At 46.3% G+C, this 15,229-nt stretch carries 11 protein-coding genes; all 11 read right to left on the bottom strand.

Annotation, left to right across the window (positions count from 1 at the left end; translation table 11 throughout):
* Window positions 1-63 precede the first annotated feature (63 nt).
* Window positions 64-1,767 (bottom strand): DAK2 domain-containing protein, encoded by a 1,704-nt coding sequence (locus NFX39_RS03850; RefSeq protein ID WP_252443177.1) that lies wholly within the window; start codon window positions 1,765-1,767, stop codon window positions 64-66.
* A 2-nt stretch (window positions 1,768-1,769) separates the two neighbouring features.
* On the bottom strand, window positions 1,770-2,129 hold the full coding sequence (locus NFX39_RS03855; RefSeq protein ID WP_252443179.1) for an Asp23/Gls24 family envelope stress response protein: 360 nt from the start codon (window positions 2,127-2,129) through the stop codon (window positions 1,770-1,772).
* Window positions 2,130-2,275: 146 nt separating this feature from the next.
* Window positions 2,276-2,476 carry a 50S ribosomal protein L28 gene (gene rpmB / locus NFX39_RS03860; RefSeq protein ID WP_213808711.1) on the bottom strand — a complete coding sequence of 67 codons (201 nt, stop codon included), beginning with the start codon at window positions 2,474-2,476 and terminating at the stop codon, window positions 2,276-2,278.
* 91 nt (window positions 2,477-2,567) lie between these two features.
* Window positions 2,568-2,885 carry a thioredoxin gene (gene trxA, locus NFX39_RS03865; protein ID WP_252443181.1) on the bottom strand — a complete coding sequence of 106 codons (318 nt, stop codon included), beginning with the start codon at window positions 2,883-2,885 and terminating at the stop codon, window positions 2,568-2,570.
* Window positions 2,886-2,894: 9 nt separating this feature from the next.
* The gene (locus NFX39_RS03870; RefSeq protein WP_252443183.1) at window positions 2,895-3,539 is read right to left on the bottom strand and encodes a thiamine diphosphokinase; all 645 of its coding nucleotides are present in this window, start codon (window positions 3,537-3,539) and stop codon (window positions 2,895-2,897) included.
* Between the two features lie 50 nt (window positions 3,540-3,589).
* On the bottom strand, window positions 3,590-4,246 hold the full coding sequence (gene rpe, locus NFX39_RS03875) for a ribulose-phosphate 3-epimerase (RefSeq protein ID WP_252443185.1): 657 nt from the start codon (window positions 4,244-4,246) through the stop codon (window positions 3,590-3,592).
* A gap of 36 nt (window positions 4,247-4,282) precedes the next feature.
* On the bottom strand, window positions 4,283-5,200 hold the full coding sequence (gene rsgA, locus NFX39_RS03880) for a ribosome small subunit-dependent GTPase A (protein ID WP_252443187.1): 918 nt from the start codon (window positions 5,198-5,200) through the stop codon (window positions 4,283-4,285).
* 735 nt (window positions 5,201-5,935) lie between these two features.
* The gene (locus tag NFX39_RS03885; protein ID WP_252443189.1) at window positions 5,936-6,946 is read right to left on the bottom strand and encodes a mucin-binding protein; all 1,011 of its coding nucleotides are present in this window, start codon (window positions 6,944-6,946) and stop codon (window positions 5,936-5,938) included.
* A gap of 207 nt (window positions 6,947-7,153) precedes the next feature.
* Window positions 7,154-12,181, bottom strand: coding sequence for a glycoside hydrolase family 70 protein (locus NFX39_RS03890; RefSeq protein ID WP_252443191.1), 5,028 nt, complete (start codon window positions 12,179-12,181; stop codon window positions 7,154-7,156).
* Between the two features lie 355 nt (window positions 12,182-12,536).
* Window positions 12,537-14,333, bottom strand: coding sequence for a Stk1 family PASTA domain-containing Ser/Thr kinase (gene pknB / locus NFX39_RS03895; protein ID WP_252443193.1), 1,797 nt, complete (start codon window positions 14,331-14,333; stop codon window positions 12,537-12,539).
* Window positions 14,333-15,229, bottom strand: a complete 897-nt coding sequence (locus NFX39_RS03900; RefSeq protein ID WP_252443195.1) for a PP2C family protein-serine/threonine phosphatase — start codon at window positions 15,227-15,229, stop codon at window positions 14,333-14,335. The genes pknB and NFX39_RS03900 overlap by 1 nt, the downstream gene beginning before the upstream one ends.

A 15,229-nucleotide genomic window follows, 5' to 3' on the forward strand; every position in this document is an offset into this window, starting at 1 on the left:
TTATTCATCAAAAAACAAACAAAAAAAAGACGAGCCAATCGGCTCGTCTTTTTTTTATCAAAATTATTCAACCGCCAACAAGAATGGGTAGAGGTCTTGGCCACCTTCGTGGACTTCGACTTCCAAATCTTCGTCGATGCCTTCAACAGCTTCTTCCAAAGCTTCAGCATCCTTCTTCTTAGCGTCCTTTCCCTTGATGATTGTCACGATTTCGGAATCGTCATCGCACATCATCTTAAGCAAGGCTTCGGCCGTTTCGACCAACTGCTTGCCGACAGCGACGATTTCACCGTCCTTCATACCAAGCCAGTCGCCCTTCTTGATGTCGTGCCCCTTCAACGTCGTTTCACGAACGGCTTGGGTAACGGCACCAGAAACAACGGTTGCTAGTTCAGCCGTCATCGCTTCGTCGTTATCTTCCAATGAAGCTTCTGGGTTGTATCCAAGCATGGCCGTCAATCCCTGTTGGATTGAACGTGACTTGACAACGGCAACTGGCACTTCGGCCACTTCCTTTGCTTGGTCAGCGGCCAAGAAAATGTTGGAGTTGTTTGGCAGGATAACCGCCTTCTTCGCACCGGATTCATGGAGGGCATCAACGAAGTCCTTCGTTGATGGGTTCATCGTTTGCCCTCCAGTGATCACCTTGTATACACCAAGTGATGAGAAGAGTTCAGCGATTCCGTCACCGGATGCAACCGCAAAGACAGCCACTTCAGGCACATCCTTTTGAGCTTCGCCCAAAACTTCGGCCTTCTTTTCTTCTTCTTGCTTATCGATTACGGCTTGTTGTTGGTCGCGCATGTTGTCGACCTTCACCTTACGCAATGAACCGAATTCAGTCCCCCGGTGGATAATGGAACCAGGGTCTTCCGTGTGGACGTGGACCTTCACGACGTCTTCGTCGTTAATAACCAAGAGAGAGTCACCACGTTCGGCGATGTAGTCGTAGAACTTTTGGTAATCAAACTTTTCGTCCCAGGTTGTTCCCGTTCCCAAATCAACCATGATTTCAGTACAGTAACCATATTTGATGTCTTCTGGGTTAAGGGAATCATCCGCTTGCGCACCGGCGTGCAACTTGGAAACCATTTGGTCCAATTCGGCGTTGTCAGGCGCTTGCAAGTCGTCTTCATTGTACGTTCCGGAAACAACGTCGGAAAAGGCGGACAAAACCATGACCAATCCCTGTCCTCCAGAGTCGACAACGCCAACTTCTTTCAAAACAGGTAACATCTCAGGCGTCTTGTCCAAGGCAACTTGCGCGGCCTTCTTGACGTTTGCCATCATTGTTTCCATGTCATCACCGGCTGATGCTGAGCGGTCAGCTTCAGCAGCGGCTTCGCGAATCACCGTCAGAATGGTTCCTTCGGTTGGCTTCATGACAGACTTGTAAGCCACCTTAGCAGCTTCCATCAACGCATCAGCCATGTCGCGAACGGACAATTCAGCCTTTTCGGCCATCGAGTTAGACATTCCACGGAAAATCTGTGACAAAATAACCCCAGAGTTACCGCGGGCCCCCATCAAGAGCCCCTTTGACGTGGCCTTTGAGAGCAATCCAACGCTTTCTTCTTGTGATTCGCGTTCGTATTCAGCACCGGAAGCCATGGTCAAGGCCATGTTCGTTCCAGTATCCCCGTCAGGAACGGGGAAGACGTTTAACTTGTTAATGTTTTCCGCGTTGGCAGTCAATTTGGCTGCACCAGCGTTCACCATCTTGCCGTATAAGAGCGGCGTGATCGTATTATTATTTTCTGCAGTCATTTTTAATCCTCGGTAGAAATGCCTTGAACAATGACGTTCACTTCAGGGACAGAAAGGCCCAAGTAAGCATTCAAGTAGTACTTTACACGGCTTTGAACGGAAGCTGAAATATCAGCCAACTTCATTCCATGTTGAACAACGATGTAGACGTCGATTGCAAGTCCTGCTGCTTTTTCGGAAACCACGACACCACGGCCGTAGTTTTCGCGATTCAAAATCTGGGCAACCCCGTCTTTCAAAGCGGAGCGCGAAGCCATTCCAACCACACCAGGGTTGGCGATGGTTGCCCCACCAACAACGGAAGCAATGACATCGTTTTCAACCGTGACATCACCGTTTTTTGTTCGAATCTTAATTGCCATTCTATTGCTTGTGAAGCTATCAACACGCTTCACTTTCCTTTCTAAAAACTTATCTCTATTTTAACACGGCTCTAAAAAAGTCCCAAGTTAGCGAAGTTTTTTTCAAAGTCCCTGAAAAATAAAAAAACCACCCAGTGGAGTGGTTTTTAAACGCGTTCGATTGAGCCGTTCTTCAATCCAGCCTTCAATGAACGTGCCGTTAAGTAAACTTTCTTAGGTGCGGAACCGTTAATCTTAACCGTTACCTTTTGCAAGTTTGGCTTCCAGCTACGACGACTTGAGTTCAAGGCGTGGGAACGTTGGTTACCAAAGCGGGTGCGTGCACCATTAATTGCATCTTTTGCCATGTCTGACCCTCCTATCCGAGCCGCAACACGTGCCTGCTCTTCTTATCAACAATACAATATTTTACCAGAGGGTTTGAACTTTGGCAAGATATTAGGCGTATTTCTGCAAAATTTTGCTTAATTGTTCTTTATTGTGGAATCCAGTCAAACGTTCAACGGCTTGACCGTCTTTCATAACCACCAAAGTTGGGATCGCGCGGATTCCAAAATCAGCTGGAACTTGCTTGTTTTCTTCCACATCAACCTTGTAGAAGTTGATGTTCTTCAATGAATCATCTTCGGCTAACGCTTCCAAGACAGGTGTTTGCATCTTGCATGGACCACACCATTCTGCCCAGAAGTCGGTGATTGAAACACCGCTCTTAGTCTTTTCTTCGAAGTTTGCATCTTGTAGTGCTGTTAACGCCATACAATCCTCCTATCCATTACTCTGCGTGACGAGGACGATACCACAGTCAAAAGACGTGTGTACCAATTCGCCAACAAATTCATTCGATGAATACATTGTACCGCTGTTCTTCTCTAGTGTCAAAGGATATAGCGCGTCAATGATTTTAAAATTATCAACTATACCTAATGGCATGAAGCCTAAGTATTTGTAACCGGGTTGCTTATTAACTACCTGGTGGTCAACGTCCAGATAGGTGATGGTGTTTTGATTATCGACAATGGACAAGTGCCCTGCTAAGTGCTTGAATTCGTCTTGTGTGGGAATCGTCAGGTTGGACAATTCGTGATCCAGACGTCCACCGGTCGCCCCGTATAAGACGATGTCTTCTGCCCCATGTTCAAAGGCAGCAAGGAGTGCAATCTGCGTGTCCGTATAGTCCTTCTTCGGTGGGTAGACCTTAATCTGGTCGTCGTTTAGATAGCCGTGAAGCTCTTCTTTTTCTTCATCATTCAAGGAATCAAAATCGCCAACGGCCGCCACCATTGGAAACCCCGCCTTCAACAAGCGGTAAGCACCGCGATCAGCACCAATCCAGTCACCGTTTTGCTCAAACAGATCTGCGGGCCACTTTTCCTTTGGCCCACCAGCAAGAATATTGATACGCTTTCCCATAATCAAATCTCTCCCTATAAAAAAGGCCGAGCGAAAACGCTCGGCTAATCTTACTTAGTCAAATCCAAAAGCTTTTGTACCTTAGCCGCAGGGTCCTTCTTGTCGTAGACATATGAACCAGCAACGAATACGTTGGCACCGGCAGCGGCCGTCATCGGCGCCGTCTTATCGTTGATTCCACCGTCAACTTCGATATCGAAGTCCAAACCGTGTTCTTGCTTGTAAGCGGACAATTCCTTAATCTTTTCCGTCATTTCTGGCAAGAAGGCTTGGCCTCCGAAACCAGGGTTAACCGTCATGACCAACACTTGGTCAACCATTGACAAAACAGGAACGATGGCAGAAACAGGCGTACCTGGGTTGATGACAACTTCAGCTTTCACGCCAGCCTTCTTAATCATTTGCAAAACGCGGTGAATGTGTGGTGTTGCTTCAACGTGCACACCAATCAAGTCAGCACCGGCTTCAGCCAATTCTTCCACGTGCTTTTCTGGGTGAACGGCCATCAAGTGAACATCCAAGAACAAGTCCGTCATTGGACGGAGTTGCTTAACCCAAGCTGGACCGTAAGCCATTGATGGAACGAATGATCCGTCCATCAAATCGATGTGCAAGTACTTTGCACCGGCTGCTTCAACTAACTTAACGTCGTCACCTAACTTGGTCACGTCTGCACTCAAAATGGATGGGGCGATAATTCCTGCCATGTGATTCCTCTTTCTTCTAATCCAAAGGGTAAAACCTTAGTTCAAACGGTCAATTTTCCACTTTGTGGAGTTCTTCTGGTAGACCGGACGTTTTCCCTTAATAATCTGATAGAATAGCTCGTAACTATTATAGCGCTCGGGGCTAATGCTGCCAAGCTCCACGGCCTCTTTGACCGCGCAACCCGGCTCATTGATGTGCGAACAAGTCCGAAAGCGACACCCTGGTGCCACTTCACGAATTTCCGGGAAGTAGTTTCCAAGTTCTTCGATGGGAAAGTCAAAGACTTCATAGGACGAAAAACCAGGCGTATCGGCAATTAGCGTTTCGTACTCCGGAACGCGAATTAACGAGACCTGACGCGTCGTGTGCTTTCCACGTGACAACGCCTGGGACACCTCGCCAACCGCTAACTGAAGTTCGGGCGCCAACTGGTTTAACAAAGTTGATTTTCCGGCACCGGTCTGACCCATGGCCACGACCACCTTGTCCTTCAAAACGGGCTTAAAGGCCGCTTTCAAATCATCAGTCGAAAAGATGACCACGTAGCCAATCTTTTCGTACAAGGAAACTTGTTCTTTAAAAGCCTGTTGCTTGTCAGCGTCTAACAAGTCAAGCTTTGAAAAGTACAAGACGGGTGTGACATCGGCCGCTTCCAGTGCAACGAGCTGGCGGTCCAGCAAGTTTTGAGAGAAAGCAGGTTCGATGACTGAGGTCACCACAATCGCTAAGTCGACGTTTGCGATTGGTGGGCGCACCAGGTCGTTTTGACGATCGTGGAGCTTCCAAATGAGCCCTTCGCCGTTTTCGGACTCGAAATCGGCCCAGTCACCCACGAGCGGCTTTTGCTTACTCTTGCGGAACTGTCCTCGCGCACGCGTCCGCTCGATGCTGCCGTCTGGCAGTTCTAAATCATAATATCCGGCCAATGACCTTATAATCCGTCCTGTTTTCATGCCCTTATTATAGCATGATAACGAATTGCACCGCCTTAGAAAAAAAGAAATATCCAGTAATTAATCAACGTTACTGGACCTTTTGATTCATTTTATATAACATCGCGAAAAGCCATTCAAACTGGGAATATCAGCTAGTAAAAGGAAATTGAAGCGGTTATAATTTAGCCAGCGTTGAAGCAAAACGCGGTGCCCGCCTTTTGAAGGAAGGAGGTTTCATATGTTGAAAGACACATTAGTAAACAATCCTTGAAGAAAGGAGGGCGTCATTCAGCAATGGATAACCTTTTTGAATTCGTTGAAAGTACGATCGAGTTCATTTGTTTCTTGGTGCGGTTTTGCCAAGAGCAAATCGAGCGATACAAAGACAAAAAGAAAAAGAACCGCGATTAGCTTAGCCCAGCTTGCGGTTCTTTGAAACATTAAGAACTAAAGGCGAGCACCGCGTTAGCGGCAACGCCTGAGGAGTTGGTTCCAGCCAACTCCTCTTTTCATTCCCCATTATAAACCAACCCTCTCAAAAAAGGAATTCCATTTCAGAATACTCAGTCAAAAGAAAAAGAACCGCGATTAGCTTACCCCAGCTGACGGTTCTTTTTAACTAAATAACCAAAGGCGAGGCACGCGTTAGCGGCAACGCCTGAGGAGTTGGTTACCGCCAACTCCTCTTTTCATCTTCAATTATACCCCCTCTCCCCAAAAAGAAAAGCGATCATTCCACATCAGCATAACATCCTACCTTCGGAAGAACAGGAAGCCAAATCCGGCGACAACCATGGCCAGACCACTCACTAACAGCGTAACGTTAAAGGCAGCCTTCCGTCCCGTATCAGGCTGACGGTGTCCGATGTGAAGAATCTCCTCGGCGGCTGTTTCAGCCAGTTCCTCTTCGGCCACCTCAGGTGTTGGTGCCACCACTTCATCTGCAGTGTCCACAGCCTCCTCAGAAGCCAGTTCGAGTTCGTCTTCAGGAACAGCTACTTCCTTTTCAAGCGCTACCTGTTCCGTGCGCCCGTTCATCGACAGAAGCGCATTCTTGGCGGGAACGTAGACCGTCTGGTAGCCATCTTCCTTATAGCTATCAGCGTGCCAGCCTGCACCCTCAACCTTCCAAGGCGTGAAGTCAGACAATTCCCCCGTCACTTCATCCTTCGTTGCACTCCGGGCAATCGTGGCCGTCTGAGTCTTGCTTGCCACCACCTTCTTGCCATCCAGCAACTGAATCGTACGCACCGCCCGGCGTTCCAATTCGGACTTCTGATTGTCAGCTACCATCGACGCCGTGATGCCCTCGGTTTTCCGGTGCTTGTATACAAAATTCAAGTGGTTGTAGTAACGCAAATCCTTAATCGTGGAAGGCATTCGCTCCTTAATGTCTTCCGACTGCTTCGGATCGAACTCGTACTTCTTGTCATCCGGGAAGTTAACAGGCGTTTCCCATTCTGTCGAAACGCGGCGCCAGTTCGGTTTGTCAGCCGTTCCATCATTGTGAAAATGGACAAACTGCGCCTGATTAGGCTGAATTTGAGGCCAACTTTTGATGTCCTCGTCGATGAAACGGATCGTACGCACCTTGTACTTATCCGTGTCCGTGGACGTCGGCATCACAACGTCCGCACGAATGCTATTACCTTTGACAAAGTCCGAACCGACCAGGCCCGATGCAACCGCGAGATCAGTAAATGAGAAGGCAGCAAGGATTGCTGCCAAACGAATGGTTTGTTTTTTCAATTGAATATGAGGCATTTTGTCTCTTATCCTTTCCATGCAATGTGCATTAAATTGTTCACTTCCAGCATAGTCCTAAAAAATTTCAAAGCTGTAACTTTAAAATAACAAAAAGCCTTTCAAAAATTGATATCGATATGGAATATCAACACAAAAAAGCAGCCCGAGTAGAATACTCGAGCTGCTTTTTACTATGCAGTTTACTTCTATTAAAAGCTGTTCAAATTACATGAACCAATCCTTAAAGAAATTAGTAACACTGTGCCATACATGCTGCGTAGTTTCAACTACTGCATCAGTTACATCTGAAACGGCATTAGCGACAGCATGCGCTGCTTCGCCAATAGCATGACCAGCATCTGCGAATGCGTGTCCTACAGCTTCACCAGCATTGCTAAGAGCATGTCCAATGCTCTTACCTGCATCACTAATGGTTCCGCCGATTGAACGTTCTGCCTTCTGGAAGAACCCTTCATCATCAGAAGATTTCCCCTTATGGTTTCTTTCAACACGAGACAACTTTGGTTCAGCCGTAGCCTTTTCAGCTAAGTTTGAATCTTTGTTGTCGTTCTGTGCGCCCACTTGTTCAGGCATCACAGAAGAATTCTCATTAACTGATGGAGATTGAACAATTGGCGTGCGTTGTTGATTTTCGACAACAACGTTGTTTGAAGTATTCTGCGGTTGTACCTGCTGCCCAGGAGTTCCAGGTTGTTCTGGTGTAACCGGTTGAACTGGTTGGTCAGGCGTATTGTGGTGTCCATCATCGCCTGGCTTATCAGGATTTACTGGTTGGTCAGGTGTGTTGTGGTGTTCATCATCATGCCCACCATCGCTTGGCTTATCAGGGATTCCTGGTTGGTCGGGTGTGTCGTGGTGTCCATCATCGCCTGGCTTATCAGGCTTCACTGGTTTATCAGGATTTACTGGCTCGACTGGTTGTATCAAGTCCTTACTTTCATCCATCAAACTTCCGTTTTCACGGCCAAAGTAGTAAGTCGCTCCCGCTATCTTAGCTGTCTTACCTTTATATTGAACACCAGTTTCTGAATCAAAGTAACGAATTTGCCCATCAACAATAACTAATCCTTTGACAAGTTCTCCCTTTAAATCAAAATAAAATGTCAATTCTTCAGTTCGACCATTTGAACCGGCTTGATCACGCTTAACGAAGTGGCCACCCGAAACATCCTTGATCATCTCACCAAGACCAGAATCTTGATCAAAGCAGTATGAATGACCATTCACATTAACGATTTGACCCTTCGCTTGGAATCCAGTGATTGAATCAAAGTAACGAAGATTCCCTTTTTTATCCTGGAATAATCCTGTGTTAGCAGATTTACCAGCTTCATACTTAAACTTCGCGTTGTCATAACCTTGATAGTGACTGGATTCAGGCATGAACGGAATCTTTTCAGAACCATCAGCAGTTGGTTGAACTACCGGGTTCTTAGCATCAGCTACTCGTCCAAGCAACTTACCGTCAGTGCTAAATGAATAAGTGATACCATCAATGGTTTCAAGACCACTAACTGCGTTTCCGGAACCTTCTTGGAAGTAGTAAACGTCACCGTTATAACTCTTCCAAATACCCTTTGCTTGTGCCCCATTAGCAAAGTCAAAGAACTGCACGTTTCCGTCAATGATGTACATTCCCTTGGCCAATTCATTTGTGGCCTTAAGCTTGAAGTACTGTCCACCATCCTTACCAGAGAAGAACGTTCCTTCGCCATTGTTTCCCGACAAGACATTGCTCAAGACACGAGAGTCACCCAAAACGCCACTGTAGCGAAGCTGATTGTTTTGGTCAACCCAGGCGTGGTTCCGTAATTCAACACCGTTTGGCAAGAACAAGTAAAGAGAACCATCGATGGTTTGTTCCCCCGTTACCATGTGCCCACTGGCGTCAAAGTAGAACCAGTAACCATTCACTTCGATAAAGGAATTTTGAGCACGATATCTACTTAATGAGTAATAAGCAATATCATCGTTTTCACGAACAAATCCAGTATTTGAACCTTCACCAGTCAATGCCTTTGGCAAGAACGTTCCATCAGCGCCAATCGTAAAGTACTGATTTTGCGCCCAGTCCTTCAAAACGTGGTGGGCACCTTGTCCAGCAATGTTCGTACCGTTCAAGTACTTAGCTGACCATTCTTTTATTTTCTCACTTGGATCGATTGCCTTACCAGTTGATATTTGAATCATCTTGAACAGTTCAGGGTACTTCTGTTGCAATTCATCCAGATAAGCCCCACCAAATTTCGCTTGGTAGTCTTCTCCGCTCCCCTTTGTATTCAAAATATAAAGTAGATTCTTAATTTCAGAATCCTTTTTCTGATGTCCGAATGAGTCAGTACGGTTAACCTCAACTAGTTCCTTATTAGGTAAGTCATAAAGTTGATCCGGAACGAAATCTGCAATGGCTTGCATCCCGTTTTGGTGTACTGCGCGAATTGCATCGCGTAGCTGTTCGTCTGTACCATACTTCGTTGGGTTCTTCGTCCCATCCTTCTTAGCAAATCCAAGGTCATATCGATCATTAAAGGAATAACCATTTTGAATAATCGAATCCAAGAATGACCCTTCACTCGTCGAACGATATTGTGGTGCGAATTGGAATGAAGTCACTCCTAATTCCTTGAAAAATTCAACGTTTTCCTTAATTTTAACGTTGGCAAACTCACTCTCATTTGTTGGCATAGCCTGGAAGTTTGAGAATCCTTCGTAGATTAATTGTGAGTCCAAGGCTGCGTTTGAGTGGAACGTCTTACCATCGTCAAACGTCTTATCAGCTGAGGATGCTGTTCGTGCATCCTGTTTTTCAGCAGCCCCAATAGGAACCCAGACCGCCAAATAACCTGACACTTGAGAATCAGAGCAGCCGTAAATCCATGAGCTATCAAAGATTAAATCACCGTTGTCATCCGTCATCAAAACAGGTGCTCCGTCATCTGAAGTAAAAACCTTCAAACCATCCTTCGTTGAAAGAAGTGAGGCACGGAACTTTTGGTTGCGATGAGCGGCTCCCATGTGTAGGACGACCTTTTCGCCGTTTTCCAACTGCAAATCAGGGTTGTTCGAGATTATAACACCAGCACCGTCAGTATGCACATGACCATCTGTATCAGTCACGTTCATCAAGCCCTTACCAAAACGAACGCTAGTCATGATGTCAGAATTGTGCGTCTTTTGACCATTGTTATCAGTACCTGTGTTCAGTGTTTGACCACCGGCAACAAACTTCACACGGTCACGCAAAAGCGCAACAATGGCATCGTAGTATGGTGACTTTTGCGACATGTACTGTCCGTCATCCATGTACAAATCACCATAGTAAACACGAGGAACAGTATCCTTGTTCGTCAACAACATTGCATAGGCAGCTGGGATGTTGTACATTGTGTATTTCTTGTTGGTTGAAGACTGGTCAACGTTATAAATCTCAAATGCCTCTTCAATTTGTTGCATATTGGGACGCAAACCGTCAGCTTCTGGGTGCAGCTCTTGAATAATTTGTGCAATGATTTCCTGAACATGACTATCGTGCGCACGGACAAAGGAATAGTTTGGGATAGCGTTATTTTCAGTATCGTTGACAGACCGGTTAACGTTAAACCACTCTAAAAAGCGACTCAAGCTTGCACGAACATTTGGTTTAGCTGAAAGAGAGAACACACTTTGAACTTGTTGCTTAAAGTCCATCGTTAACTGGTCAGCACCCTTATCAAAGACGTACTTTGCGTCATCAAAACTCCAGTCCTCCAGAATTGAAATGTGACTATTAGCATTTTGTTCATTTTGGTGAGTCTTGTATGCTGCCTTAAAGTATTCAGCCGCAATCTGCAAGAGGTCGGCATCAACATTATCCACAGCATCCACGCGTATTCCATCAAAATTAGCATTGCCGTCTTGCGCAGTCTTTGATCCAAAGTTCAAAAGGAAGTACATCCAATTCAACTGTTCAGCTTGAACAGCCGGATTCGAGTTGTCAACGTCGTTAGCCAGCAAAAATTCAAATCCACCTACTTCATCACCCTGCTTACCATCTTGATTCAGTGGCGAACGATTAAGCAGACGATAAAGTGAATTGGCATTCGGTGTCTTATTGCTGTTTTGAAATGCAAGTGTTCCACCTTGAAGGCCATCCTTCCGGTTTGCCTTTTCGCTTTCAGCATTCCAATTTGGTTGCTTGCCCCGGAATTCAACCATCAAGGCACGCAACCACTCAACTGAGTTGTCGCTTGCAATCTTTTTTTCGATATTAGTTTGGATAAGGCGCGTCAACTCGTTCAATCGGTTTTGATTGAGGGATTGCGCATTTAATTGCGCTTCCTCCAAAAGGCCGTGTTCGCTCATAAATCGAACATAATTTGTTTCCGTTTCTTGATCAGGCCACCAGACCATCAATAATGGACGACGGTCAACCTCAGAAGACTTTTCCCACGTTTCACCATTCTTCAAAACGTCTTTTGGACGGTACCATGAATCAGGCGTAATGAATCCTTCGAAGTTATCAATCGACTTGTTGTTTGTATCAGCGATTTGATTGTGATCAGTGAAATCAGAATCCTGATTCGTTAAACCTTCGTTGAATGTCTTTTTATTAGCAATGGTAGCGTGACCATCTTCAGCGTCAAAGTAGTAATCCGTACCATCGATTGTTTTCGCGGTCGTTCCTCCCTTCAACATTTCTCCAGACTCTTTGAAGAAGTATTGTTTACCATTAATGGTTTGAAGCCCAGTGACGGTATTTCCATTTTTATCAAAGTAGTAAGTACTCAAATCATCGTTAATAACAAAGTCATTCTTAACGATGTGGTATGAATGGTCAAAACCATACACTTTACCATCAATGACGACAGTACCAATTACAGCGTTTCCAGAACCCTCAGCAAAGTAGTACTTATCACCATTTATTGTTTGCCAAGTTCCCTTCTGTTGAACTCCAGATTCAAGATCAAAAAACTGAAGATTACCATCAATCTTATGAAGTTCTTTAACTGGTAACTTATCTTTTTTCAAAATGAATTGCTGATCCCCATTGGGCAGCATGAAATAGTTACCATCAACTCCACCAATCAATTCATCATTTTGTGGTTTAATTTCAGGAGCCGAACCGGAACTTTGAAAATTTACCGCTTCCTTTGAGTCAGCTTGAGCCGTAACAGTTTGAGATTCTGATACAACCAAAAATCCGATGGTTGCCGCAACCCAAAATTTACCGACTTTATACATTTTCTTTCGCATTAAATATCTCCCCAATTGTTCGATTGCTACTTTTAGCACAATACAAAGCCAGTTTATCAAAAGATTAAATGAATATTATAATATGTAATAATTTGTTGTTTTTAATATTTTTGAAACATTAAACTATATAGACCTTAAAATACTGATACATTAATAACTTTAGATATTTTATTTATACTAATTCTATTTTATATAGTGATAAATGTTACAAATTGCTTTGTTAATGTTTCATCAATCATCTAGAAAAAACTTTCTTAACCATTGAGGTTTCATTTATTAGCGGCTATTTATCTCTATTGTCGCTCAATAAAAAAAGCAGCCCGAGTAGAATACTCGAGCTGCTTTTATTTCTTACTTAATTATTGTTCTTACTTGAAGAACTATCCGATGCGCTTGAATTTCCAGATGAAATCGTGAGCTGCAACGTCTGGTCAATGCTAAACTTGTCCGTTTGTGAAGGTGACTGTGAAAGCACCGTTCCATAAGGCTTTGATGAATCCTTTATGGTGAATGCCAAGCTAACCTGGTTACTGTTGGCCCAGTTCATAACGTCCTGTTGGGACTTACCAGTCAGATCAGGCAAATTCACCGTCTTTGGTCCGTCTGAGACCGTCAAGGTCACTTCTTCTTCAGAAGGGTCAATTTCCGCTCCAGCGTCCTTGGACTGTTCGATAACCTGGTCCTTTGGCGCGGAGTTGTTTTCCTTCTTCTTCTTAACCGTGATGCCCAGCTTGTTCAGCTGGCCCGCGGCTTCAGAATAAGAAAGTCCGGTGTAATCAGACAAGCGTACCGTCTCATTACCAGAAGAAAGGACTAACTTGACGGAAGACCCCTTCTTCACAACCTGGCCTGAGCCGGGCTTGACTTTGACAACATCACCCTTTGACACCGTCTTAGACGTTGTCGTCGTGGTTTGCACGTCCAAACCAGCGCTCTCCAACTTATCCTTAGCTCCGGATTCGGACATGTTCGCCACGTCCGGCACCTTCACGTAGTTGGACTGGCCGTAGCCAAAGGCACCGAGTCCTCCTGCCAGCAACAAAACGATGAAGGCAAAGACAAACCACTTCGTCTTCGTCTTGTACTTGATGCCGTTTTCGTCGAGAACCTGGCGCACGTACTTTGGTGTACGGTCGACCTCTTCGGCGATTTCCTTGACCGTGTAGCCCTTCTTACCGTATTCCATGATACGGGACTTCACGTCGTCTTGTGGCGTTTCCGGCTTTTCTTCCGGTTCGTCTTCGACGTATGGGTGGTTCGTCCAGTCCGGCGTGATGAGTTTCGTCTCATCGGACGTTTCCGGAACGAAACGACCTTCTGCTGAACGACGCTTTGACAAGGACGTCTTCAAATCATCTTCCATGGCTTCCGTCGAGAAGTAACGGTCCGTGGCATCCTTTGCCGTCGCACGCAAGATGACGTTTTCGAGTGGCTGTGGCACGTCCGGATCGAAGTCCTTCACGTAAGGCATTGGCACTTCGGCGTGCTGGTAGGCCACACGGTCGGCAGAATCGCCTTGGTAAGGAACCTGTCCCGTGAGCAACTGGTACAAAATCACACCGAGGGCGTAGATGTCAGACTTCTCAGAAGCCACCTGCCCCCGCGTCACTTCGGGTGCGAGGTAGTGGATGGAGCCGATGACCGGTTCCTTACCATTTGCCGCGCCGAACTTGTTTTGGGCAAGCGCGATACCGAAGTCCGTGATCTTAACCTGACCATCTTGATCAATCAAGATGTTTTGGGGCTTCAAGTCGCGGTGAATGATGCCGGCCTTGTGGGCCGCCGTAACGGCGTCCAAGACCTGGTCCATGATGTCGACCACTTCCTGGTAAGGGATTGGGAAGTGTTCTTTGATGTAGTTCTTCAAATCGGTTCCGTCGACGTATTCCATCACGAGGTATGGCGTACCGTCTTCTTCACCGGCATCGTACAGTTGCACGATGTGTTCGTTTGAAAGGGTCGTGGCGGCCTTGGCTTCCTTTTGGAAACGCTCCAAGGCATCCGGTTGGTCCTTAATGTCAAAGCGAATCATCTTCAACGTGACGTCGCGCTTCAAGTACGTATCAAAGGCCTGGTATACCGTCGCCATACCACCGCCACCGATTTGGCGGACGATTTCGTAGCGACTATCAATCATTGTGCCTTTTTCCATCAGTCAAATCTCCCTTGCTGGTCTACTTCTTTGTTTCTTACTTCTTCTTTTTCAATCTGTTCTTCTTGGCCAACCCAGTCAAGTCGTGACTTCACTTCTTGTTCGTTTGCACCGATGACCTTTTGTTTCGGATTGGTTAAGTCCGTCATCAAAAGAGCCGTGATGTTATCCGGCACACGTCTTGCCAATGCGGCCTTCGCCAATACGGCCAAGCGGTCGGAAAGGTCCAGAACGGATCCCAGCGTTGGCTGGTTTCCAGGACGACTCACGCCCGGCTGAATCAGGTTGACCTGCTCATCGACCGAAAGAACCTTTGACAACCCATCCGACGTCAAATAGAGCCAGTCGTCTTTTTCGGGTACCAGCGTTGTCCATTCGAGGTCGACGGTCTTATTCACGCCCAGGTAACGGGTCAGTGAATTGGCATCGGGTAACGATTCTTCGTAGACCTGACCGGACTTGCGCTCCAGTTCGTTTCGAAGCGTGTGGTCGAAGGTCAAGAGTCGGGCCTTGCCCTTGTGGAGCAGGTAGGCCCTCGAGTCCCCGGCGTTTGCCACCAGTAACTTGCCATTTAGGCAGACCGCAAGCACCAGGGTTGTCGCCATGCGATCAACTTCAGGGTCTTTTTGACCAGCCAGTAAGATGGCTTGATTAGCAAGGTCAGCTTGGTGAACGAGCCAGCCCTTTACGGTCTGTTCGTCTTCAAAAGAAGCCTGTTCCCAAGCGTGTCCCAGGGTCGAAACCACGAGCTCGGACGCTCGCTTGGAACCGGCCTGAGAAGCCACGCCATCAGCCACCAAAACAAGCGGTTCGCCCGCTTTGTTGTAAAAAGCGCCGACCGCGTCTTGGTTTTCTGCTCGTTTTGGTCCTTTGTCACTTTGGTAGGCAATTGCCAT

This window comes from Fructobacillus apis, from assembly GCF_023893635.1.
Classification (GTDB): Bacteria; Bacillota; Bacilli; order Lactobacillales; family Lactobacillaceae; genus Fructobacillus; species Fructobacillus apis.